Annotated in this window: 17 protein-coding genes; 7 read left to right on the forward strand and 10 right to left on the reverse strand. The window is 69.9% G+C overall.

Annotated elements, in window-relative coordinates; translation table 11 throughout:
* Positions 1–7 precede the first annotated feature (7 nt).
* Positions 8–733: a 5-oxoprolinase subunit PxpA gene (gene pxpA, locus ACEZHJ_RS08800; protein WP_018717482.1), complete on the reverse strand. Its 726-nt coding sequence runs from the start codon at positions 731–733 to the stop codon at positions 8–10.
* A gap of 591 nt (positions 734–1,324) precedes the next feature.
* On the opposite strand from pxpA, the gene ACEZHJ_RS08805 reads away from it, so the two are divergent.
* Positions 1,325–1,921: a cupin domain-containing protein gene (locus ACEZHJ_RS08805; RefSeq protein ID WP_018717483.1), complete on the forward strand. Its 597-nt coding sequence runs from the start codon at positions 1,325–1,327 to the stop codon at positions 1,919–1,921.
* Positions 1,922–1,942: 21 nt separating this feature from the next.
* Positions 1,943–2,254 carry a cupin domain-containing protein gene (locus ACEZHJ_RS08810; protein WP_163139703.1) on the forward strand — a complete coding sequence of 104 codons (312 nt, stop codon included), beginning with the start codon at positions 1,943–1,945 and terminating at the stop codon, positions 2,252–2,254.
* Positions 2,255–2,309: 55 nt separating this feature from the next.
* On the opposite strand, the gene gabT is transcribed toward ACEZHJ_RS08810, so the two are convergent.
* Together gabT and ACEZHJ_RS08820 are read right to left on the reverse strand one after the other, a co-directional pair.
* Positions 2,310–3,605, reverse strand: coding sequence for a 4-aminobutyrate--2-oxoglutarate transaminase (gabT, locus tag ACEZHJ_RS08815; protein ID WP_018717485.1), 1,296 nt, complete (start codon positions 3,603–3,605; stop codon positions 2,310–2,312).
* 34 nt (positions 3,606–3,639) lie between these two features.
* The gene (locus ACEZHJ_RS08820; RefSeq protein WP_018717486.1) at positions 3,640–5,100 is read right to left on the reverse strand and encodes an NAD-dependent succinate-semialdehyde dehydrogenase; all 1,461 of its coding nucleotides are present in this window, start codon (positions 5,098–5,100) and stop codon (positions 3,640–3,642) included.
* Between the two features lie 136 nt (positions 5,101–5,236).
* On the opposite strand from ACEZHJ_RS08820, the gene ACEZHJ_RS08825 reads away from it, so the two are divergent.
* Positions 5,237–6,721: a PLP-dependent aminotransferase family protein gene (locus tag ACEZHJ_RS08825; RefSeq protein WP_259202144.1), complete on the forward strand. Its 1,485-nt coding sequence runs from the start codon at positions 5,237–5,239 to the stop codon at positions 6,719–6,721.
* 6 nt (positions 6,722–6,727) lie between these two features.
* Here ACEZHJ_RS08825 and ACEZHJ_RS08830 read toward each other — a convergent pair whose 3' ends face one another.
* The 3 genes from ACEZHJ_RS08830 to ACEZHJ_RS08840 form a co-directional block, all read right to left on the reverse strand.
* On the reverse strand, positions 6,728–8,071 hold the full coding sequence (locus ACEZHJ_RS08830) for a methyl-accepting chemotaxis protein (RefSeq protein WP_163139707.1): 1,344 nt from the start codon (positions 8,069–8,071) through the stop codon (positions 6,728–6,730).
* 360 nt (positions 8,072–8,431) lie between these two features.
* On the reverse strand, positions 8,432–10,498 hold the full coding sequence (locus ACEZHJ_RS08835; protein WP_163139709.1) for a sensor domain-containing diguanylate cyclase: 2,067 nt from the start codon (positions 10,496–10,498) through the stop codon (positions 8,432–8,434).
* A complete protein-coding gene (locus tag ACEZHJ_RS08840) occupies positions 10,495–12,234 on the reverse strand; it encodes a bifunctional diguanylate cyclase/phosphodiesterase (RefSeq protein ID WP_163139711.1) in 1,740 nt (579 codons plus the stop codon). The genes ACEZHJ_RS08835 and ACEZHJ_RS08840 overlap by 4 nt, the downstream gene beginning before the upstream one ends.
* 340 nt (positions 12,235–12,574) lie before the next feature.
* Between ACEZHJ_RS08840 and ACEZHJ_RS08845 the strand changes: the two genes are divergently transcribed.
* The 4 genes from ACEZHJ_RS08845 to uvrD all read left to right on the forward strand — a co-directional run bounded on the left by ACEZHJ_RS08845 (position 12,575) and on the right by uvrD (position 18,223).
* Positions 12,575–14,230 carry an ATP-binding protein gene (locus tag ACEZHJ_RS08845; protein WP_259202142.1) on the forward strand — a complete coding sequence of 552 codons (1,656 nt, stop codon included), beginning with the start codon at positions 12,575–12,577 and terminating at the stop codon, positions 14,228–14,230.
* Entirely contained in the window at positions 14,223–14,885 is a 663-nt protein-coding gene (locus ACEZHJ_RS08850) for a response regulator transcription factor (RefSeq protein ID WP_163139713.1), read from the forward strand. The genes ACEZHJ_RS08845 and ACEZHJ_RS08850 overlap by 8 nt, the downstream gene beginning before the upstream one ends.
* Before the next feature lie 172 nt (positions 14,886–15,057).
* Positions 15,058–15,999, forward strand: coding sequence for a LysR substrate-binding domain-containing protein (locus tag ACEZHJ_RS08855; RefSeq protein ID WP_018717493.1), 942 nt, complete (start codon positions 15,058–15,060; stop codon positions 15,997–15,999).
* 37 nt (positions 16,000–16,036) lie between these two features.
* Positions 16,037–18,223, forward strand: a complete 2,187-nt coding sequence (gene uvrD, locus ACEZHJ_RS08860; RefSeq protein WP_375036444.1) for a DNA helicase II — start codon at positions 16,037–16,039, stop codon at positions 18,221–18,223.
* A 186-nt stretch (positions 18,224–18,409) separates the two neighbouring features.
* Here uvrD and ACEZHJ_RS08865 read toward each other — a convergent pair whose 3' ends face one another.
* From ACEZHJ_RS08865 to ACEZHJ_RS08880, 4 genes are read right to left on the reverse strand one after another with little or no spacing between them, the layout of a single operon-like run.
* A complete protein-coding gene (locus ACEZHJ_RS08865) occupies positions 18,410–19,528 on the reverse strand; it encodes a BMP family ABC transporter substrate-binding protein (protein WP_018717495.1) in 1,119 nt (372 codons plus the stop codon).
* A 43-nt stretch (positions 19,529–19,571) separates the two neighbouring features.
* Complete coding sequence (locus ACEZHJ_RS08870; protein ID WP_018717496.1) at positions 19,572–20,504, reverse strand: ABC transporter permease; 933 nt, start codon at positions 20,502–20,504, stop codon at positions 19,572–19,574.
* Complete coding sequence (locus tag ACEZHJ_RS08875) at positions 20,504–21,586, reverse strand: ABC transporter permease (protein ID WP_018717497.1); 1,083 nt, start codon at positions 21,584–21,586, stop codon at positions 20,504–20,506. Before ACEZHJ_RS08875 ends, ACEZHJ_RS08870 begins: the two co-directional genes overlap by 1 nt.
* Entirely contained in the window at positions 21,573–23,156 is a 1,584-nt protein-coding gene (locus tag ACEZHJ_RS08880) for an ABC transporter ATP-binding protein (RefSeq protein ID WP_018717498.1), read from the reverse strand. The genes ACEZHJ_RS08875 and ACEZHJ_RS08880 overlap by 14 nt, the downstream gene beginning before the upstream one ends.
* Positions 23,157–23,384: the final 228 nt, after the last annotated feature.

Genomic DNA, 23,384 nt, shown 5'->3' on the forward strand with positions numbered 1-23,384 from the left:
CCCCGGCTCAGGCGGCGGTGGCGCCGAGGGCGTCGCGTACGGCGCGGGCCACGTCGAGCGCGTTGGGCGTGTCGGAGTGCACGCAGACGGTGTCGGCGCGGACCTTCAGGGTGTGGCCGTTCACCGACTCGGTCTCGCCCTGCTCCACCGCGCGGACGACCCGCTCGGCCGCCCTGGCCGGATCCACCGCGGCGTGCTCGCGGGTGATGATCAGCTTGCCGTCGTCGTCGTAGTCGAGGTCGGCGAAGTACTCCGCGAGGAAGGTGTGGCCGCGCCGGGTGTAGACCGTCTCGTGGCAGGTCCCGGACAGGCCCATGAGCGGTACGCCGAAGACATCGGCGGCATCGCAGACGGCGTCGGCCACCGCCTCGTCACGGGCGGCCATGCCGTAGAGCGCGCCGTGGGGCTTGATGTGGTTCAGTGCCATGCCGGCGCCGTCCAGGAAGCCCTTCAGCGCGCCCACCTGGTAGATGAGGATGTTGGCCAGCTCCTCGCGGGGGATCTTCATCTCGCGCCGGCCGAAGCCCTGGAGGTCCGGCAGCGAGGGGTGGGCGCCGACACGCACGCCGTGGGACCGGGCGAGCTCCACGGTCTTGCGCATGTGGTTGGGATCGGAGCCGTGAAAGCCGCAGGCCACGTTCGCGGCCGAGATGAAAGGCATCATCCCGGCGTCGTCACCCATGCGATACAGGGAGAAGCTCTCCCCCATGTCGCAGTTGATCGTCGTTTGCATTGCGCTACTCCACTTGGTTCTGGAAGGCGGACAGCATCAAGCGTGCCAACGGCGAGTCGGCGGTCCGCACGGTGGGTTGGCGTGAGGGCCGGAAAGCGGGCTGCGCAGCGCTGGAAGGGGAGATCGACAACGGTTTCCTCTCCTCGGCGGTACCGCCCCGGCGGCCTCCATGCTGCGTTTTCCGGCGGGCTGGGTGGTTATTTTATTAACCACTAGTCCACGGGGGTTTCCGTGTCAAGGCGGCCTGGCAGGGGCGCACGCAAAGGGGGCCGCGGGCGGTTCAGGCTGGAGCGCGCAACCTTAAACATGCACCAAAAAGTCGCTATTTGCCCTTTTTGTGCACCATTTTGTTCCGTTTCAGCAGGTTGGCGTCAGCCTGAAAACGTGATCGGCGTCACGTGCGCCGGTCGGGGGGTAGCTGGACTTTCCTACAGGGTGTGTTTAATTGATAGATACAAACGACAGGGATGCAGGGGTGCCGTGGACACCGTCAATGGTGGTCGCCCAGGGGAGGGGCTTTTGCGGTGTCCGGCTGAAAGCAGTAATTTGCGGCGCCACCAGGCACCTAAGGAACGGGAGGTATGTCGAGTCGTGAACACATCGACAGGGCAGTCACAGGAGCGGTCACCGGAAGAGGCCGACCCCGTATTCGATCTCGGTGAGCGTCTGCGCCAGGTTCGCCTGGACCGCGGCCTGTCCCAGCGCGAGCTCGCCCGCCGCGCGGGTGTGACCAACGGGACCATCTCACTCATCGAGCAGAACAAGAACAGCCCCTCCGTGGCCTCCCTGAAGAAGGTCCTGGACGGCGTGCCGATGTCGCTGGCGGAGTTCTTCGCCGTGGGTGCGCAGGCGGCGGACCGGGTGTTCTTCCGCCGCGACGAGCTCTCGCTCATCACCAGCGGGCCGCTGGAGTTCCGCCAGGTCGGCAACGTCCAGGGCAAGAGCCTGCAGGTGCTGCGCGAGTACTACCCGCCGGGCGGCGACACCGGCCGCGCGATGCTGCGCCACGACTCCGAGGAGGCGGGTATCGTCATCTCGGGGCGCGTGGAGCTCACGGTGGGCAGCCGGCGGCGGGTGCTCGGGCCGGGGGACGCGTACCACTTCGATAGCCGTATCCCCCACCGTTTCCGCAACCTCGACGACGAGGACTGCGAGCTCATCAGCGCGTGCACGCCGCCCTATCTCTGATCCATCCCGGCAGGAGGTGCCATGAACGACGAACGGCCCATGGCCACGGCCACGGTGCAGGAGGACAACGAGCGCGTCATCGTGACCGAGTGGCGCTTCGCCCCCGGGGCACAGACGGGCTGGCACCGCCATGAGCATGACTACGTCGTCGTGCCCCTCACCGCCGGGCGGCTGCTGCTGGAGTCCGAGTCCGGTACCGCCAGCAGCGAGCTGACCCCCGGGGTCTCGTATTTCCGCACCGCCGGGGCGGAGCACAACGTGGTCAACGACGGTGACGCCGAGCTCGCGTTCGTCGAGGTGGAGCTCAAGGGGACCACCGCGGGCGGGGGCTGACCCGCCCCGGCCCGTCATCGCGGACCGGGGCGGGCGGCACGCCCGCGGCCGGCGGTCAGCCGGCCGCACGCTGCGGGGCACTGCCCGCGGCCTCGCGGATGGCGGCGCCGAGCCGTTCCACCGCGCCTTCCACGTCCGCGTCCGTGGCCGTGAGCGGGGGCAGGAGCCGGACCACGTTGCCGTGGATACCGCAGGTGAGCACCAGCAGGCCGTGGGCGCGGGCCCGGGCCATGACGTCCGCGGCCATCGCGGGCGAGGGCTGGTCGCCGTCGAAGAACTCCACCGCGACCATCGCGCCGAGGCCGCGAACGTCGCGCACCGCGCCGACCTCACTGGCGATCTCGCCGATACCCGTGGTCAGGCGCTCGCCGATGATCGCCGCACGCTGGATCAGGCCCTCGTCGTCGATCACCTCCTGCACCGCCAGGGCCGCCGCGGCGGACAGCGGGTTGCCGCCGTAGGTGCCGCCGAGGCCGCCCGCCGGACCGGCGTCCATGATCTCCGCGCGACCGGTGACCGCGGCCAGCGGCATGCCGCCGGCCAGGCCCTTGGCCATGGTGATGATGTCCGGGGTGACGCCGCTGTGCTCGACGGCGAAGCGCCGGCCGGTGCGGGCGAAGCCGGTCTGGACCTCGTCGACGATCAGGCAGATGCCGTGCTCGTCGGCGATCCGGCGCAGCGCCTGCATGAATGCCGGCGGCGCGGCGTAGAAGCCACCCTCGCCGAGCACCGGCTCGATGATCAGGGCGGCGACGCGCTGCGGGTCGACGTCGAAGCGCAGCAGCTCCTCGAGCGAGCGGACCGCGTCGTCGACACTGACGCCGTGCACCTCGTTGGGGAAGCGGGCATGGAAGATGTCTGCAGGCATCGGCCCGAAGCCGGCCTTGTACGGGCGGACCTTGCCGGTCAGGCCCATGGTCAGCAGGGTGCGGCCGTGGAAGCCGCCGCCGAAGCCGATCACCGCCGAGCGGCCGGTGTAGGCCTTGGCGATCTTCACGGCGTTCTCCACCGCCTCCGCGCCGGAGTTCACCAGCACGGTCTTCTTGGCGAAGTCGCCGGGGGTGATGGCGTTGAGCCGTTCGGCCAGGGCGACGTAGGGCTCGTAGGCGGAGACATTGAAGTTGGTGTGGGTGAAGCGCCCGAGCTGCTCCTCCACCGCCGCCATCACCCGCGGGTGGCGGTGGCCGGTGTTGAGCACCGCGATGCCGGCGGCGAAGTCGATGTACTCGTTGCCCTCGACGTCCCACAGGCGGGCGTTCTCCGCGCGCTCGGTGGCAATGGGGTGGATGATGCCGACACCGGCGGCGACGGCGTCGCTGCGGCGCTCGAAGAGTTCGCGATTGGTGGTCATCGTCCCGATCCTCGTTCCGGGTGGATGTGTGGCCTCAGGCGATGCCGCCGAGGCAGAGGTACTTGGTCTCCAGGTACTCCTCCAGGCCCTGGCGGGCGCCCTCGCGCCCGAGGCCGGAGGCCTTCATGCCGCCGAACGGCGCCTCGGCCGCGGACAGCAGGCCGGTGTTGATGCCGACCATGCCGTATTCCAGGGCCTCGGAGACGCGCCAGGTGCGGGCCGCGTCGCGGCTGTAGAAGTAGGCGGCGAGGCCGTACTCGGTGTCGTTCGCCATCGCCACCGCCTGGTCCTCGGTGGTGAAGCGGAATACCGGGGCCACGGGTCCGAAGATCTCCTCGCGGGCGAGGCGCATGCCGGTGTTCACGTCGGCGAGCAGGGTCGGCTGGAAGAAGCGGCCGCCGCCGGCGTGGCGCGCGCCCCCGGTGAGCGTCCGTGCACCCTGGGCGGTGGCGTCGGCCACCAGGGCGGTCACCTTCTCCACCGCGGCGTCGTTGATCAGCGGCCCCTGGTTGATGCCGTCGGTGAGGCCGTTGCCCACGCTCAGCTCCGATTCCATCACCTCGGCGAGGCGCTCGACGAAGGCGTCGTGGATGCCGGACTGCACCAGTATGCGGTTCGCGCACACGCAGGTCTGGCCGGCATTGCGGAACTTGGAGTCCATCGCGCCGCGGACCGCGGCCTCCAGGTCGGCGTCGTCGAAGACGATGAAGGGTGCATTGCCGCCGAGCTCCAGCGAGACCTTCTTCACGGTGTCCGCGCACTGGGCCATGAGGTGGCGGCCGACGGCGGTGGAGCCCGTAAACGAGAGCTTGCGTACGGTGGGGTTGGCGCAGAGCTCGCCGCCGATCGCCTGGGGCTCGCCGGTGACCACATTGAACACCCCGGCCGGGATGCCCGCGCGGTCGGCCAGCTCTGCCAGCGCCAGCGCGGTGAACGGCGTGACCTCGGCGGGCTTGACCACCGCTGGGCAGCCCGCGGCCAGTGCCGGCGCGACCTTGCGCGTGATCATCGCCGCCGGGAAGTTCCAGGGCGTGATCGCCGCGGAGACACCCACCGGCTCCCGGGTCGCGGCGATGCGCCGGTCTGCGGCGGGGGATGGGATCAGCTCGCCGTAGGCGCGGCGGCCCTCCTCGGCGAACCATTCGATGAACGACGCGGCGTAGGCGACCTCGCCGCGGGCCTCGCCCAGCGGCTTGCCGCACTCGCGGGTCATGATCCGGGCGAGATCGTCGCGGTGGGCGAGCACCAGACGGTGCCACTCCCGCAGGCGCGCCGCGCGCTCGCTGGCGGTGAGCGCCCGCCAGGCGGGCCATGCCCGGTCCGCCGCCTCGATGGCCCGGCGGGTTTCGGCGGCGCCCATGAGCGGCACGTTCCCCAGGGTCTCGCCGGTGGCAGGGTCGTCCACCGCCAGGGTCGCGGCGGCATCGGCGTCCACCCAGACGCCGTCGATGTAGGCCTGCTCCCGGAACAGCGCCGGGTCGCCGAGCTCTCGCATGGTCCTTGGTCCTCCGTGTGCGTGGACCGTCAGGGCCCACGTCTGCCTGTACCCCCACGATTAGAACCGATTTTTGGTCCCCGTATAGGAGCCAATCGGGTACGATGCAGGGAGCCAATCTGCGACGGCGGTGCCCATGCTCCTCAGCGACCTCCTCCTGCAGTACATGCAGCAGCGCACCGAGTGGACCCGGCTGCCGGTGCGCCGGCGGGTCTACGCCGCCCTGCGCCAGGCGATCCTGGAGGAACGTCTGGCCCCCGGCGCCAAGCTGCCGGCGACCCGGACGCTCGCCCGGGAACTCGGGCTGGCGCGCAATACCGTGATGCGGGCCTACGAGCAGCTGGAGGCGGAAGGCTATGTGCGTGGACACACCGGGGCGGGCACCTTCGTCACCGATACCCTGCCGCGGGATGCGCCCAGCGTGCCGGCCCCGCCACGCCGCGAGGCGGGGCATGCCCCGGGGTTATCCCGGCGGGGTGCCGATATCGCCGCGCATCCGGCGAGCAGCACACTCCAGTCCGGGGCCTTCGTGCCCGGCATCCCCGATGTCGCCGCGTTCCCTTTCCGGGTCTGGCGACGGCTGCTCGGCCGCTACATGAACAGTGATCACTCCCGGCTGATGCAGTACGCCTCCGGTGGCTACGGGCCGCTCAAGGCGGTGCTCGCCGAGCACCTGAAGGTCTCGCGGATGATCAGCTGCGACCCGCGCCAGATCCTCATCGTCGGCGGTGCCCACCAGGGGCTCGACCTGTGCGCGCGCATGCTCGCCGACCCCGGCGACGAGGCGTGGATGGAGGACCCGGGCTACTGGGGCGCGCGCAACGTGCTGCGCGCCGCCGGCCTGCGCCTGCGGGCGATCCCGGTGGACGCGGACGGCATCGCCCCGCAGCCATCGGACTGGCGGCGTCCGCCGCGGCTGATCTTCACCTCACCGTCCTACCAGCTCCCCACCGGCGCGGTGCTGAGCCTGGGCCGCCGGCGGCTGCTGCTGGAGCAGGCCTCGGCGGCGGACGCCTGGATCATCGAGGACGACTACGACAACGAGCTGCGCTACAACCGCGAGCCCATCGCGTCGCTGTACGGGTTGTCGTCGACGAATCGGGTGATCTACGTCGGGACCTTCAGCAAGGTGATGTATCCCGGGCTGCGGCTGGCGTACCTGGTGGTGCCGCCGGAGCTGGTGGAGCCGTTGTCCACGGCCAATGCGGAGCTCTTCCGCGAGGGGCGTCTGGTGGAGCAGGCCGCGCTCGCGGAGTTCATCGAGAGCGGCCGCTTCTCCGCGCACATACGGCGCATGCGCCAGATCTATGCCGAGCGACAGGAGGCGCTGCGGACGTCCCTGGAAACGCGCCTCGGTGACGCGGTGAGCGTGAGCGGCGGGCAGGGCGGCATCCACCTGACCTATCACTTCCGGGAGGCACTGGACGACGAGCGTGTCTCCCGGGACGCCCTCTCCGAGGGGATCGTCGCCCGGCCGCTGTCGCTGTATTATCACGATACCGCCGCGGCGCGGCCGGGCCTGGTGCTCGGCTACGCCACGGTCACGCCGCAGCGCATCGCCGATGCCTCGGCGGCGCTGGCCCGGGTGGTGGAGCGCCGGCTGGACGCGAAGGGGCGCTGACGGTGCTCAGGTGCGGATCTCGCTGACCCGGCCGGCTGCCTCGACCACCGATTCCGCGTAGCGGTTGACCTCCTCCATGGTCTCACCGGTCTCCCGCGTCAGCGCCACGCCCTGGCGGACATGCTCGAGCAGGCCCTCCATCTGGGCGACGAAATCGCGGGTGCGTCGCTGCACGTCCGCGACCATGCTGGTGATCTCGGTGGTCTCGCTGGCAGTGCGCTCCGCGAGCTTGCGCACCTCGTCGGCGACGACGGAGAAGCCGCGGCCGGCGTCCCCGGCCCGTGCCGCCTCGATGGCGGCGTTGAGCGCCAGCAGGTTGGTCTGGTCAGCGACGCCGCGTACCGCAGCCACGATCGCCGAGATCCGCTCGGCGTGCTCGTCGAGCCCTTCGGCCTCTCTGCCGGCCTGCTCGATGCGTTCCGACATCCGTCGGGTTTCCTCCAGCGAGCGGTTCACCGTCTCCACCCCCGCCCGCGAGCGCTCCGCGCTCTGGCGCGAGACGTCGAGGGCGTAGGCCGCACTCTCCCGCTCCGCCTCCTGGCGGTGGACCTCGTCGGTGATGTCGGTGGCGAACTTGATCACCCCGACCACCCGTTGCTCGTCGTCGAAGACCGGGTTGTAGCTCGCCTGCAGCCAGCGTGCACTGCCGTCACGGGCGCGCCGCTGCACCCGGTCGGCATAGTATTCACCGGCGCGGAGCCGCTTCCAGAACGCTGCATAGTCGTCACTGCCGGCGAACTCCGGGGGGCAGAACTCGCGGTGATGGACGCCCTCGATGCTGCCGGCGTCATACCCCATGAGCCGGCGGAAGTTCTCGTTGGCCTTGCGCAGGGTGCCGTCGACGGTGAACTCCGCGACCGCCATCACCCGGTCCAGGGCGCCGATGATCGCGCGGTCCCGAATGCCCTTGTTGACCCGTTCGGTGATGTCGCTGGCGATCTTGATCACGCTCGCCGTCTGTCCGTCGTCGTCCATCACCGGGTTGTACGACGCCTCCAGCCATACCGTCCGGCCTTGCGCATCGAGGCGTCGTACCCGCCCCTGCTGGGGATCGCCGCGGCGCAGGGCCGCCCAGAATGCCTCGTAGTCGGCGCTCGCCGCGTACTGCGCGTCGCAGAAACGCTGGTGGGGCACGCCCTGGAGCGAATCCGGGTCGGCATAGCCGAGGATTTCCGCAAAGCGCTGGTTGGCGTGGGTGATCCGGCCGCGGAGGTCGAAGTGCACGACACCCATGGCGGTCTCCATCGCCCGGCGTTCTGCACGCAGGCGCCGGGATTCTTCCTCGAGGCTCGCGACGTATTCACGATACGCGGCGGTGGTGATACCGGGGAGGCGGGCGCTGATAGGCATAGACGTATTTCCACGGTGACCGGGGCCGCAACGCTGCCGAAAGCGGGTGCGCCACCGGACGGCCGGTGTTCTCTTACTGTGGTTGTAAAATTCTTGTACAGCATTATGAGTTATTTGTACATTTAGTTCAATCCCGGACTATTCGGGTGGGCCGACGGGGTGGGGCCATCGGGCGCCGCCCGGGAGACCGCGTCGGCCCGGCGGACGAGGCCCGTCACGCCAGGGCCGCAGGGCGATCCGGCGGGTCATTGCATCCGTGGACCGGAGGGCGGATGTGTCGGTGCGCCGGGGCGGGCGGTGGTCGCGTTTACCGCGCCGCGGCCGGAAGACGCTGGCAGCCGGTGCGCGGGGCCCGTCCTTTCAAGCGCTACCGTCGGCGAAACGGTAGGTGTTGCCGCCGCTGCCCTTGGCGGCGTACATCGCCTGGTCGGCCTGCTGCATCAGCGCCTCCGGCGAGGCGTCGATTTCGGGGAACACCGCGATGCCGATGCTGCAGCCCACGGCGTGAGTGACCTCGTCGACGGTCACCGGCCGGGCGGCCAGGTCGATGACGCGCTCGGCAAGCACCTCCCCGGCGTGGCGCCAGCGGCGATGGGTGTTCACCCGTGCGACCACGACGAACTCGTCGCCGCCGACCCGGCCAACGGAGTCCGACCCGCGCAGGGTCTCGGCGAGTCGTTCCGCCAGGATCTTCAGTACCTCGTCGCCGACGCCGTGGCCGTAGGCGTCGTTCACGGGCTTGAAGCCGTCGAGGTCGATGAACAGGCACAGCACGGCGGTGCCGTCGCGCTGCGCCTCGTCGGTGGCCTTGCGCAGCCGGTCCATCACCAGCGTGCGGTTGGGCAGCTCGGTGAGGTCGTCGTGGGTGGCCATGCGCCGCAGGGTGCGCTCGCGGATGCGTGCAGCGCGGTATTCGCTGGCGAGCTGCATACGCAGCAGCTCGCGGAAGCGGTACGCCGCGCGTCGCTGGGGGATGCGCCAGGCCTCGCTCGTGCCACGAACCTCTTCCAGCCACAGCTCGAAGGAGCGTCGCGGGGTAAGTCGCGATGCCGGGTCATGTCCCTCGTCCGTGCCGGTTTTCTCGGGGTTGCCGGCCCAGGGGATGGAGAACGGGTTCTCGCCGCGCAGCCACAGGCAGTAGTCCTCGCCGTCCCGTGAGATCGGCAGGTACATGTAGCCGGCGATCCAGCTGTCCTCGGTGCCCTCCGGCCGGATCTCCGGAGCAAGGTGATCGGCGCAGGCGATCCGGTCGGCCTCCGGTGTGGCGGCGTGGTCCACGATCCGCCGCTCCGTCGCCGCGGCAATCTGCTCGCCGAGCACGGTCCGGTTATCCGCGATGTGGAGGATCAGCGAGCGGCTGTGGAACGCCCCGAGCAGGCGCTCGCTGCGCGAGCGCAGTGCCGAGGGGAGGTCGGTGCCGGCCTGAAGCAGCGCGCGCAGGGCATCGATCTCCTCGGCGGCCGCCACGGTCTCGGCATCGATCTCGCGGCGCAGATGCGACTCGATCTGCAGCCCGAGCATCCGTGCCAGGGTGTCGCAGAATTGCCGCAGCGGCTGCGGCATGGTCTTGGGGGTATCGGACTGGCAGACGATCATGCCCCAGAGCTCGCCTTCGACCAGCAGCGACATCACCAGTGTCGCCGTCACTCCCATGTTGCGCAGGTACTCCAGGTGCACCGGGGAGACCGAGCGCAGCAGGCAGTCGCTCATATCCAGCGGCTGGTCGGTGCCGGTGACCAGCGCCGTTGGGGTGTATTCGATATCCGGGATTACGCGGATGCGGTTGCGCCGGTAGAGCGCCCGGGCCTGGGCCGGGATATCCGTATGGGGGAAGTGATGGCCCTCGAAGCGCGGCGGTACACCGTTGGTGGTCTCGGCCACCACGTCACCGTTCCATGCGTCGTCGAAGCGGTAGGCGAGCACGCGCATGTAGCCGGTGGCCGCCGCGATCTCCTCCACGGCCAGAGTCAGCAGCTCGTCCGAGCCGGCTGCCTTGCTGGTACGCGATATGGCAGAGACCTGGTGCTGCAGCAGCGACCGGGAAAGCTCGATGGGGCTGTCCGGCTCCATCTCCGCGACCACTTCGTCGCCGACCCGGTGGACGGTCACCGAGACCGCCCGCTCTCCCGTGCGCCCGGGGGTCAGCGTGCCGCTGGTCACACGGTGACCCGTATCGAGCCCCCGCGCGGCCTCACGGATCGTTTCGGCCAGCGGCTTGCCGGTGAGCTCGGCCAGTGGACGGTTCAGGCAGGTCTCCGGCGGGGTGTCCAGCCAGGCGTCGGTGTTGGCGCTGACGCGGGTGATGCGTCCGCTTCGGCCGTCGCTGACCAGCATCAGGCCGAAAGGCTGGATCTGTTCGGGTACGTGGATGGGTTCGCGGTCGCAGTGGGTGAGGTCGATGACGGCGATGCGGGCCTCCTGGCTCATGCCGGGGTGTCGGGGACGTCGGGGTCGCCGGCGTCGAGTATGTGGCCCTTGGGCCAGCCCTCGCGCATCAGCTGCTCGGCCTGTGCCGCCTCCACCGGCCGGGCGATGTAGAAGCCCTGCGCGGCATCGCAGTCGAGGCGGCGCAGCTGAATGAGGGTCCTCGCGTCCTCGACGCCCTCGCCCACCACCTCCAGGCCGAGATCGTGGGCCATCTGGATGATGCGCCGCACGAGCGCGAAGTCGTAAGGCTGGTTGGGCATGCCCGTGATGAATGAGCGGTCCAGCTTGAGGGTGGTGATGGGCAGCGAGCGGAGGTAGGCGAGCGAGGCGTAGCCGGTGCCGAAGTCGTCCACGGCGATACCGACACCCGCCTCGCGCAGCGCCTCCAGCTGCTTGAGCCGGGAGCCCTTCACGTTGAGCAGCGAGCGCTCGGTGATCTCCAGCTCCAGGCCGCGCGGGTCGATCCCGAGGTTCACCAGGCGGTCGTTGATGAAGCGCAGCAGCTCGTCGCTGTTGAGGTTGCGCGCCGAGAGGTTCACCGCCACCGAGGCGTTTGTGCCGTTGGCGTGCCATTCGGCGAGCTGGGTGAGAGAGCGCTCCACGGTCCAGCGGGTGAAGGTGTCGACCATCCGGGTCTGCTCGATCATCGGGATGAACGTCCCGGGGCTGACCAGCCCGCGCTCCGGGTGCTGCCAGCGTGCCAGTGCCTCAGCGCCGCGCAGTCGCCGGGTGCGCAGGTCCAGGCTCGGCTGGAAGACCAGCCGGAATTCGTTGTCCGCGATCGCCCGCTCCACCTCGCCGAGGAGCTTGAGGCTGCGCTGGAAGTCCGACTCCTTGCGGTAGTTGTAGACCGCGACCTCCGAGCCTTCGGCCACCGCGCGGTTGGCGGCGACGTCGGCCTTGGAGACCAGCTCGGCCGGATCCGTATCGGCGGTTCGCTCCCGGGCAATGCCTGTGGCGATGTCGAGGAATACCGGCACACCGTCCAGCTCCACCGGCGAACGGGCGAGGCGGTCGATCTCGGCCATCAGCTCCCGGCGGGTCACGCCGCCGGCGCCGTCGTGGATGATCGTCATCCGGTCCGGTCCGCTGCGGCCCACGAAAAGCCCGGCGCCGAAACGCTTGCGCAGGGAGTCGGCGAAGGTGCGGAACACCAGTGCGGTGTTGCGGTGGCCGAAGGTCTCCACCAGCTTGTCGTGGTTCTGGACCCGCAGCGCGATCACGGTCACGCGGTCACTGTCGTCCGCGCTGCGGCGGCGGCTCAGGCGGTTGAGATGGCGGCGTATCGCGGCGAGGTTTGGCAGCGACGAGAGCGGGTCGCGAAAGCGCAGGTCCGTGAGCCGTTCCGCCTGGACCCGGGTCTGGTGCACCGCGTAGCCGACCAGTCCGCCGACGGCGGCGAACCAGAGCGTGCGCACGCTCCAGTGCAGTGCCAGCTCACCCGCGGAGCGTTGGATTTCGCCGATCCCGACCCCCAGTACCGGCCCGGCCAGCAGCCCCGTCAGCACGCCGGTGACCACACCGGCGCGGGCGCCATGGGCATATGCCGCCAGCAGGATGGGCGCGTACATGAAGTGCGCCACCGCACTCGGGGGGCCGCCGTCCAGGACGATGAACAGCGATGCACAGGCGGCCAGCAGCAGGATGATGACGGTGGTGCGGGTGCCCTCGCGGGGCAGCGCGCGCAGGAGGCCGGGGAGCGAGTCCGCGGACGCGGCTGGTGAGGTCTGCGACATGTCCCGGTGATTTCCCCGCGGTGTCCTGAAGTGGCATGCAGCCGGATCGTGGTACGCCCGCAAACCCGTCCGGGGGTTCCGGCGGGCGCTACGCCGGGCGATTGCCGGGGACCCGGTCGCCGCGTGCGCCCTCCTGCGATCATGACACGTCTCATTCTATAGAAGGTGGGGTGAGGTTCAAGCAATGATCCGATAGGAGGACAACGAAAACACCGTTAACGGGGTTTTCGCGACGAAAGCCCACATGATCGCGCGCTTTTCCCGCACGGAAGGGGGTTCTCGAACCCTGTTGCGGGGATCCCGTATTGGCCGCCCGGGGGGCGCTGGCTAGACTGCCCGGATGACCCTGCATCGTATTCCATTCCCGGGCCTCGTATCGGCCTCCGCGCAGACGCTGCTGCGGGGCGCGGCAGCCGTGCTGGTGCCGGCCTTCGCCTACTGGCTGGCTGCCCGCGTGGGGATGGTCTTCCTCATCGAGCGGGCCGGCGTGAGCCTGCTCTGGCCCGCTGCCGGGGTGGCCCTCGCCCTGGCCTGCCGGTTCGGCCCCCTCGCTGCCGCCGGTGCCGCCCTGGGGGCGCTGGCCGCCCATCTGGAGTCGGGCCACGACCTGACGGCCTCGGTGGCAGTCGCGCTCGGCATGGGCCTGGCGGCGTGGCTCGGTGCGGCGCTCGTCGCCCGGGCACGGATCGGCTTCGCCATGGACCGGCCGTCTGACGTGCTCGGCTTCCTGCTCGCCGGCGCACTGCCGTCCAGCATCGCGAGCTCGCTGTTCGGCGCCGGCGTGCTCTGGCTCGCGGGCATCGCGCGCTGGCCGGGATTCCCCTCGCTGTGGTGGCTTTGCTGGGTTGCGGACCTGATGGGGATCCTCCTGCTCGCGCCGGCGCTGCTGGTGTCGCGGCCGCGGGGGCTCGGCCGGCGCGGCTGGCTGGAGGCGGGGGTGATCGCCGTGCTGACGCTGCTCGCCGCCGTGGTGGTCTACGGCGAGTGGCTGCCGCCGGACGCCATGCTCGGGCGGCCGCTGTCCTACCTGATCTTCCCGCTGGTGATCTGGGCGGCGATGCGCCTGGGGCCGGCGCTCACGGTGTGGCTGCTGCTGTTCCACGCCGCCATCGCCGCGGGCTTCACCGCCATGGACTCGGGGCCCTTCGCCCACGGTGCGCTGAGCCAGGAGTTGCTGGCCCTGCACGCCCACCTCGCCATGGTCAGCCTCACCGGGCTGCTGCTCGCCGCCTCCATCGCCGGGCGCCGTCAGGCCGAGGAGCGTGCCCGGGCCTATCTCGACGAGCTCGCCCACGCCGGTCGGGTCAGTGCGATGGGGGAGATGGCGGCGGGGCTGGCCCACGAGCTCAACCAGCCGCTGTGCGCCATTGCCACCTACGCCCAGGCCGCCCGCCGGCTGGCCGGCAAAGACACGGACCCGACCCTGGTCCGGGCGCTGGAACGGCTGGACGACAACGCCCGTCGTGCCGGCGGGATCATCCGTCAGATGCGCAATTTCGTGCGCGGCGGTGAGCCCGAGAGCGAGCGCGTCTCCACCAACACGCTGGTCCGCGAGGGCCTGGCGCTAACTGCGGCGGCGGTGCGCCAGGGCGGCGTAACCCTGCGCCTGCGCCTCGATCCGGACGTGCCTGACGTCCGTGTGGCGACGGTGCAGATCCATCAGGTGCTGGTGAACCTCGTGCGTAACGCCGTGGAGGCACTGGCCGGGATGCCGGAGGCCCGGCGTCGCCTGGAGGTGACCACCGCGCGCCGCGCGGACGGGCGGGTGGAGGTCACGGTGATGGACACCGGCCCGGGGATTCCGGTGCGCCTGCGCGACGCCCTGTTCGAGCCCTTCGTCAGCGGTGGCGGCGAGGGCATGGGCCTCGGGTTGTCGGTATCGCGCTCGATCATCCGGCATCATGGTGGTGAGCTACGCTTCGAGGACCGACCCGGTGGCGGCTGCCTTTTCAGTTTCGACCTGCCGGCGGCAGGAGGGAGGGATTCCGATGGCTGAGGGCCCGGCGGTACCGACGGTGTTCGTGGTCGACGACGACCCGGACGTGCGCGACGCGCTGGCGATGCTGCTCACCGCCGCAGGACGGCCGGTGGAGGCGTGGGCCAGTGCCGACGCATTTCTTGCCGGTTGCGGCCCGGAGCGGCGGGGCTGCCTCATCCTGGATGTCCGCCTGCCGGGGATGAACGGCCTCACCGCCCAGCAGGAGCTCGACAGCCGCGGCTATACGCTGCCGGTGATCTTCATTTCCGGGCATGGCGACATCCCCATGGCCGTGCGCGCGGTCAGTGCCGGTGCGCTGGATTTCCTGGAGAAGCCGTTCAGCGAGATGGCCGTGCTCGACTGTGTCGACCGGGCCCTCGTCGAGGATGAGCACCGGCGCAGCGAGCGCGAGCGTATCCGGGGCATCGAGCGGCGGCTCGCCCAGCTCACGCCGCGGGAGCGCGAGGTCATGGACCGGCTCGTCGAGGGCAAGGTCAACAAGATCGTCGCCCGCGAGCTCGACTGCTCCACCCGCACGGTGGAGATCCATCGTGCCCGGGTGCTGCACAAGATGGGCGTGGCCAATGTCTCCCAGCTCGTGCGCTACGTCCTCGGCCATCCGGACTACCCCGGTGCCGCCGCCCCCGCAGAGGAAGAGGAGAGCGGCGGCTAGCCGGGCGTCTGGGTAACGTTTCCGCGGCCGTCATGGGCGTCTCCCGGCCCGTCCGGCGGCGCGGGCGACAGGCGGGGATGCGCCATTGCACGCATGCCTAGGCAGCCCCGTCTCCAGGGGATATAATTGCTTCTGTCAATTGTATAAATGGGTTTTGATTGACGGGAGTGAGATGGTCCATATCAATTTCCGCGACCTGCGCTACCTGGTGGCCGTTGCCGACCATCGACACTTCGGCCGGGCCGCCGCCGCCTGCTACGTGAGTCAGCCGACGCTGAGTACCCAGATCAAGAAGCTGGAGCAGTACCTCGGCGTCCAGCTCGTGGAGCGGACCAACAAGCAGGTCATGCTCACCCCGATCGGCAAGATGATCGCCGAGCGGGCCCGTCACGTGCTCAACGAGGTCTCGGACATCGTCGACAGTGCCCGCGCCGCTGGTGATCCGATGGTCGGGGACCTGCGCCTGGGACTGATACCGACCATCGGTCCGTACCTGCTGCCCCACCTCATCCCGGCCCTGCGCAGTACCTATCCGAACCTGCGCCCGCTGCTCTACGAGCAGCAGACGGCGGATCTGCTGGAGCGCCTGCGTCGCGGCGAGCTCGACGCGGCGGTGATGGCGGTGCCGGTCCCCGGCGAGGGGCTCCTGCACGCGAGCCTGTTCCACGAGCCGTTCTATCTGGCGATGCCCCACGATCATCCACTGGCGCGCAAGCCGGAGGTCTCGCTGGGTGACATCGAGTCCGAGCACATCCTCCTGCTGGAGGAGGGGCACTGCCTGCGCGACCAGGCGCTGGATGTCTGCAACATGGTCGGCGCCCGCGAGGACGCCGGGTTCCGCGCCACGAGCATGGAGACCCTGCGGCAGATGGTCGCCGCCGGTGCCGGCATCACCCTGCTCCCGGCCCTGGCGGCCAAGGCCGCCGTCGGCCAGCCGGACAGCAACGCGGTGGTGCTGCGCTCGTTCGTCGACGCCCGCCCGACGCGGGAGATGGCGCTGTACTGGCGCAAGGGCTCGGCCCGCGAGCCCACCATCCGCGCCATCGCCGAGGTGATCCACGGCCTGGAGGCGGTCCACGAGCTTTCCGGGGAAGCGGTTGAGCTTGCCGGGTGAGCCGACGCGGGTCCCCGCTCTGATACAATCCGCGGGCATGGACGCCCTCGACGACGACATCTCGGATCTGCTCGCCCCCCTCAACGACGCCCAGCGCGAGGCGGTGGGTGCCCCCCTCGGCCACGCCCTGGTGCTCGCCGGCGCCGGCAGCGGCAAGACCCGCGTGCTCACCCACCGCGCGGCGTGGCTGGTGCGGGTCCACGGCGCCTCGCCCTGGTCCATCCTGGCGGTGACCTTCACCAACAAGGCGGCCGCGGAGATGCGCGGGCGCATCGAGTCGCTGCTCGGCATTAGCGGCGGTGGCATGTGGGTAGGCACCTTCCATGGCATCGCTCACCGGCTGCTGCGGCTGCACGCCGAGGAGGCCGGCCTGCCCAAGGGCTTCCAGATCCTCGACAGCGAGGACCAGCGCCGGCTGGTCAAGCGCGTGATGCGCGACGCCGGCGTCGACGACAAGCGCTATCCGGTGCGCCAGGTCCAGGGCTACATCAACGCCCGCAAGGACGAGGGCCGGCGTGCCGGTGAGCTCGACACCGACGACGCCTACACCGCGACCCTGGTCGAGCTTTATGGCGCCTACGACTCGGCCTGCCGGTCCGCCGGCGTGGTGGACTTCCCGGAGCTGCTGCTGCGCTGCTGCGAGATGTGGCGCGCCCACCCGGAGCTGCTCGATCACTACCGGCGGCGCTTCCGCCACGTGCTCATCGACGAGTTCCAGGACACCAACGGCATCCAGTACGACTGGCTGCGCCTGATCGCCGCCGAGGATGCGGACGTGTTCGTCGTCGGTGACGACGACCAGTCCATCTACGGCTGGCGCGGCGCGCGGGTGGAGAACCTGCAGCGCTACCAGCGCGACTACCCGGACACGCAGGTGCTGCGCCTGGAGCAGAACTACCGCTCCACGCGCACGATCCTGGACGCCGCCAACCATCTCATCGCCCACAACAGCGATCGCCTGGGCAAGTCGCTGTGGACGGATGGCGGCCAGGGCCATCCGATCAGCGTGTATGCCGCGTTCAACGAGCAGGACGAGGCGCGCTTCGTCGTGGAGCGCATCCGTGCGATGACCGAGGAGGAGGGCTACTCCCGCAGCGACTTCGCCATCCTCTACCGCTCCAACGCCCAGTCCCGCACCTTCGAGGAGGCGCTGATCGGCAACCGCGTGACCTATCGCGTCTATGGCGGGCTGCGGTTCTTCGAGCGCGCCGAGATCAAGGATGCGCTGGCCTACCTGCGGCTGGTGGACAACCGCCACGACGACGCCTCGCTGGAGCGGGTGATCAACACCCCGGCGCGGGGCATCGGCGCGCGCACCGTCGAGGCCATCCGCACGGCCGCACGCACCCAGGGGATCAGCCTGTGGGAGGCGGCCCGCGGGGTCACCGGGCCCGGTGGGCTGTCGGCCCGCGCGGCACGGTCCGTGTCCTCGTTCATCGAGCTGGTGGACGATCTCGCTGCGCGCACCGCCGGGCAGTCCCTGCCGGACCAGGTGGAGACGGTGCTCGACGTCAGCGGCCTGCGCGGCGCGCTGGAGAAGGAGGGCTCCGAGCGCGCCCGGGACCGGCTGGAGAACCTGGACGAGCTGATCAGCGCGGCGCGCACCTTCGAGCAGGAGGGCGAGATCGCCGAGGACATGCCGCCGATCACCGCGTTCCTGGCCCACGCCGCCCTCGAGGCCGGCGAGGGGCAGGGCGACGACGGCGAGGCCTGCGTCCAGCTCATGACCCTGCACTCCGCCAAGGGCCTGGAGTTCCGGGTGGTCTTCCTCGCCGGCATGGAGGAGGGGCTGTTCCCCCACCGCATGTCCATGGACGAGCCCGGGCGGCTGGAGGAGGAACGGCGCCTCGCCTACGTGGGCGTGACCCGCGCCCGCGAGCGGCTGTTCCTCAGCCACGCCGAGCGCCGCCGCCTGCACGGGCGCGACGAGTACACCCTGCCGTCGCGCTTCGTCGGCGAGCTGCCCCCGGAACTCACCGAGATGGTCCGCGCGCGTTTCTCCGTGACCGGCCCCGGTGCCGTGCAGCGCCCGGTTGCCGCCTCGGCCGACGACGACGCGGATGGGGGGTTCGACCTCGGCCAGCGCGTGAGTCACCGCAAGTTCGGCGAGGGCACCGTGCTCAGCTACGAGGGCAGCGGCCCCGGGGCGCGGGTGCAGGTGCACTTCGACACCGCCGGCACCAAGTGGCTGGTGGCCTCCTTCGCCAACCTCCAGGCCTGCTGAGCGCGGCGGGCGGCTTTTCCCGGCGGTGGGCTACTGCCCTTGTCCCGACCGGATTTCCGATGAGGGATTGCCTGGAGCCTGGGCCTGACCTTCTCAAGGCGGTGCCGTGCCCGGTCGCCGGATGCGGGGGCACGGCGGGTACGGAAGGGACAGCGGGGACGGGGGTAGACCCCGTCCCCGTGGGGGCTACTTCTTGGGCAGCTTGGAGGCGACGCCCTCGACGTAGTAGTCCATCTTCAGCAGTGCCTCGTCGGAGAGGGTTTCGCCCTCCTTCGCCTTGACGCTGCCGTCCTTCGCGACCACCGGGCCGCCGAAGGGCTGGAGCTCGCCGTTGACGATCGCCTCCCGGGCCTTCATCACCTCCTGGCGTACGTCATCCGGGACGTCGCTGCTGAGCTCGGCGAGGTCGACCATGCCCGAGGCGATGCCGCCCCAGACGTCGCGGGAGGTCCAGGTGCCGTTGAGCACCTCGCGGGCGCGCTTGGTGTAGAAATCGCCCCACTGGTGGACCACCGCGGTGAGCTGGCTGTCGCCGCCGTACTTGGACATGTCCGAGTGGTAGGCGATGGCGTACTTGTCCCGCTCCGCGGCGGCCTGCACCACCGCATGGGAGTCGGTGTGGTGGGTCACCACGTCCGCGCCCTGATCCATCAGGGTCTCCGCCGCCTGGCGGGCCTTGGCCGGGTCGTACCAGGCGTTGATCCAGATGACGTTGACCGTCGCGTCCGGGTTCACCGAACGGGCGCCGCGGGTGAAGGCGTTGATCGCGCGGACGACCTCCGGGATCGGGAAGGCGGCGACGAAGCCGAGTTTGTTTGTCTCGGTCATCTCGCCGGCGATCATGCCCGCGAGGTAGCGGCCCTCGTAGAGCCGGGGCATGTAGGTGCCGACGTTCTTGGCCCGCTTGTAGCCGGTGGCGTGCTCGAAGACCGTGTTCGGGAACCGCTTGGCGACCTTGATCGTCGGGTTCATGTAGCCGAACGAGGTGGTGAAGATGAGGTCCGCGCCGCCGGAGGCGAGCTGGCGGATCACGCGCTCGGCGTCCGCGCCCTCGGGCACGTTCTCCACGAACTGGGTGGTGACCTTGTCGCCCAGCCGCTCCTCCATGGCCTTGCGGCCCTGGTCGTGCTGGTACGACCAGCCCGCGTCACCGATGGGGCTGACGTAGACGAAGCCCACCTTGATGTGGTCCTTGGGTTTCAGGTCGATGCCGTCCGAGGCGGCCAGCGTGGCTGTGGAGAATGCCGCCGCGGTCAGCCCGGTGGTGAGCGCGAGCAGCGCCCGTTTGAGTCTGCCGTGTCGCATGGATTGCCCTCCTGATGATGCGTCGTCGGCCGCGGCACCGCCGTCAGCCGGTGGCGAAGAACGGTTTGGTGAGCGAGGCCGGGCGGTTGAGCCGCAGCTTCGTCCGGTCCCGCGAGAGTATGACCAGTACCACGATGGTCGCGATATAGGGCAGGCTGGAGAGCGCCTGCGAGGGGATGGGCACGCCCAGCCCCTGCAGCTCGAAGCCCAGCCGCGTGATGCCGCCGAACAGGTAGGCCCCCGCCATCACGCGCCCCGGGCGCCAGGAGGCGAAGACCACCAGCGCCACCGCGATCCAGCCGCGCCCGGCGACCAGCCCCTCCACCCAGAGGTGGGGCTCGACCAGCGACATGTACGCCCCGCCGAGCCCGGCCAGGGCACCGCCGGAGAGCACCGCCAGGTAGCGGATGCCGATCACCCGGTAGCCCATCGCGTGTGCCGATTCCGGTGACTCGCCCACCGCGCGCATCACCAGCCCTGCCCGGGTATGGTAGGTGAAATAGATCACCGCCGCGCCGATCGCGATGCTGAGGTAGACCATCGGGTCCTGCTGAAAGAGGATCGGCCCGAGCACCGGGATGTCGGAGAGCAGCGGGATGTGCAGCTTGGCCAGGCCCTGGATGCCTTCGCCCTCGTAGGGCCGGCCCATGAACGCCGACAGGCCGACGCCGAAGATGGTCAGCGCGAGTCCGGAGGCGACCTGGTTGGCGCGGAAGGTCTGGGTGAGCAGCGCGAACAGCGATGCCATCGCCGCCCCGGCGAGCATGGACACGGCGAAGCCGGCAATCTGGCTGTCGGTCTCGACGAAGGCGATGAAGCCGCTCACCGCCCCCACCAGCATCATGCCCTCGGTGCCGAGGTTGAGCACCCCGGTCTTCTCGGCGAGGAACTCGCCGAGGCCGGCGAGCACCAGCGGCGTGCCCATGACCAGCGTCGCCGCAAGCCAGGTGACGATGTTGAAGCCCGCGATCTCCATCAGTTCGTCCCCTCCTGACTGCGCCGGGCCATGCGTAGGCGGAAATTCACGAAAAAGTCCACGGCGAGGATGAAGAACAGCAGCATCCCCTGGAACACACCGGTAACGGAATCCGGCACCTGCAGTGCGATCTGCGCACTCTCGCCGCCGAGGTAGATCAGTGCCATGAGCAGCCCGGCGAACAGGATGCCCACCGGGTGCAGCCGCCCGAGGTAGGCGACGATGATGGCGGCGAAGCCGTACTCCGGCGAGATGTCCGGCAGCAGCTGGCCGATGGGGCCGGCGACCTCGTTGACGCCGGCGAGCCCGGCGGCGCCGCCACCGATGAGCAGGCTCAGCCAGGTCATGCGCGAGGCGTTGATGCCGGCGTAGTGGGCGGCGTCCGGCGCCAGCCCGGCGGTGCGGATCTGGAAGCCCAGATACAGCCGCGAGAGCAGGAAGTACAGGCCCACAAGCGCACCCAGGGCGATCAGGAACGAGGGGTTCATGCGGATGCCCTCGATCAGTGGCGACCAGGTGGCGGACTCGCTGAACAGCCGGGACTCGGGGAAGCCGAAGCCCTCCGGGTTCTGAAGCGGCCCGTTGACCAGGTAGACCAGCAGCAGCTCGGCGACGTAGACCAGCATCAGGCTGACCAGGATCTCGCTGGTGTTGAAGCGCGTGCGCAGCAGCGCGGGGATCGCCGCCCAGGCCATGCCGCCGAGGGTGCCGGCGAGGAGCATGAGCGGCAGCACCCACCAGGCGTCGACGCCGTGGAAGACCAGCGCCACGGTACCGCCGCAGATGCCGCCGAGCACCAGCTGGCCCTCGGCGCCGATATTCCACACACCGGCGCGGAAGCCCACGGTCAGGCCCGCGGCGATCAGGATCAGCGGTGCGGCCTTGATGGTGAGCTCACCGAGCCCGTAGAGGCTGTTCACGGGCTGGATGAAGAACACGTAGAAGGCGTTGAGCGGGGCCTTGCCGAGGGCGGCGAAGATCACCAGCCCGAAGGCGAGGGTCAGCGCGCCGGCGATCAGCGGCGCCGCGTAGAGCATGGCCCGGGAGGGCTCGGGGCGTTTCTCGAACTTAAGCGACATCATGCGCGCCCTCCCGCGTCGAGCCGCCGTCCGCGCCCGGGAACAGTCCGCCCATCCAGCGGCCGACCTCCTCGTAGGACGTCTCCGCCACCGGTTTCGCCGGCGACAGGTGGCCGTTGAAGATCACCGCCACCCGGTCGCTGATCTCGAAGAGCTCGTCCAGGTCCTCGGAGAAGACCAGCAGGGCGCAGCCCTGCGCGCGCAGGTCCACCAGCGCCTGGTGGATGGCCGCGGCGGCGCCCACGTCCACGCCCCAGGTGGGCTGGCCCGCGATCAGTACCCGCGGGTGCTGCTCGATCTCGCGGCCGACGATGAACTTCTGCAGGTTGCCGCCGGAGAGGCTGCGCGCCTGGGCATCCACGCTCGGCGTGCGCACGTCGAAGCGCTCGCGGATGCGTTCGGCCAGCTGCCGGGCACGGGCGAAACGGATGAAGCCTCGTCCCACAAGACCCTGGTAGGCGCCGGTGAGCAGGGTGTTCTCCACCAGGTCCATGTCCGGCACGGAGCCTCGGCCGAGACGTTCCTCCGGCACGAAGGCGATACCGCGGCGGCGGCGCTCGGCGGGGTCGAGGCCGCCCACGGCCTCGTCGCCGAGGCGGATGCGGGTGGGATCCCCGCTGGTGTCCTCGCCGGAGAGCAGCCGCATCAGCTCCGCCTGGCCGTTGCCGGACACCCCGGCGATACCCATGACCTCGCCGCCGTGCACGTCCAGGTTCATGTCCACCAGGCTCACGCCGAAGGGGTCGTCGGTGGGTCGTGAGAGCCCGTCGAGGCGGAGCACCGGCGCCGGTGTGGGGGTACTCGCCGGACGCTCGGCGCGGGGGATTTCGCTGCCGATCATCATCTCCGCGAGTGAGTGCGGCGTCTCCTCGCGGGGGTCGCAGTGGGCGGAGACGCGCCCGTGGCGGAGTACCGTCGCCGACTCGCAGAGCTGCTGGATCTCGGCGAGCTTGTGACTGATGTAGAGGATGCTGATGCCCTCGTCACGGAGCTGGCGCAGGGTCGTGAACAGCCGCTCGATCTCGGTCGGCGTGAGCACCGAGGTGGGCTCGTCCATGATCAGCAGTCCGGGGTGCTGGAGCAGGCAGCGCACGATCTCCACGCGCTGGCGCTCGCCCACGGAGAGCTTGAGCACGGTGCGTCGCGGGTCCAGCGGCAGGCCATACAGCTCGGAGACCTCTACGATGCGGTCGTCGAGGTTGCGCGGATCATCGTTCACGTCCTCGAGGCCCAGGGCGATGTTCTCGGCGATGGTCAGGGTCTCGAACAGCGAGAAGTGCTGGAAGACCATGCCGATGCCCAGGTGGCGCGCCTGCGCCGGGGTGGCGATGGTAACCGGGTCGCCCTCCCAGTGGATGCGGCCTTCGTCGGGCTGGTGAACGCCGTACATGCACTTCACCAGCGTGCTCTTGCCGGCGCCGTTCTCGCCCAGCAGTGCGTGGATCTCCCCGGGCATCACCCGGAGGTCGACGTCCTCGTTGGCCACCACGCCCGGGAAGCGCTTGGTCACGCCCTCCAGCTCCAGACGCGGTATCACGGGCCGGTCCGCGGCGTCATGCGCCGTTGCATTCATGATCGAGTGTGCTCCCCGTTTCGTGCCCCGTTATGCCCCGCACTGGTGATACGGGTGCCCACGGCTGGTGCAGCCATCCGTTAGTGTGCCCGTTTCAGTGCGTTCGTCCAGTTGTCTACGAGGTCTGCCCGTAAAAGTAAGCATGATGCATGCCATGTTGTCCCCAGTTGTGGTCCGGGAATGGTTCGGAACATGGCGAACAGGGAGTGGTAATCCCGTTGCGGGGTA

Source organism: Arhodomonas sp. KWT2 (assembly GCF_041949875.1).
Taxonomy (GTDB): domain Bacteria; phylum Pseudomonadota; class Gammaproteobacteria; order Nitrococcales; family Nitrococcaceae; genus Arhodomonas; species Arhodomonas aquaeolei.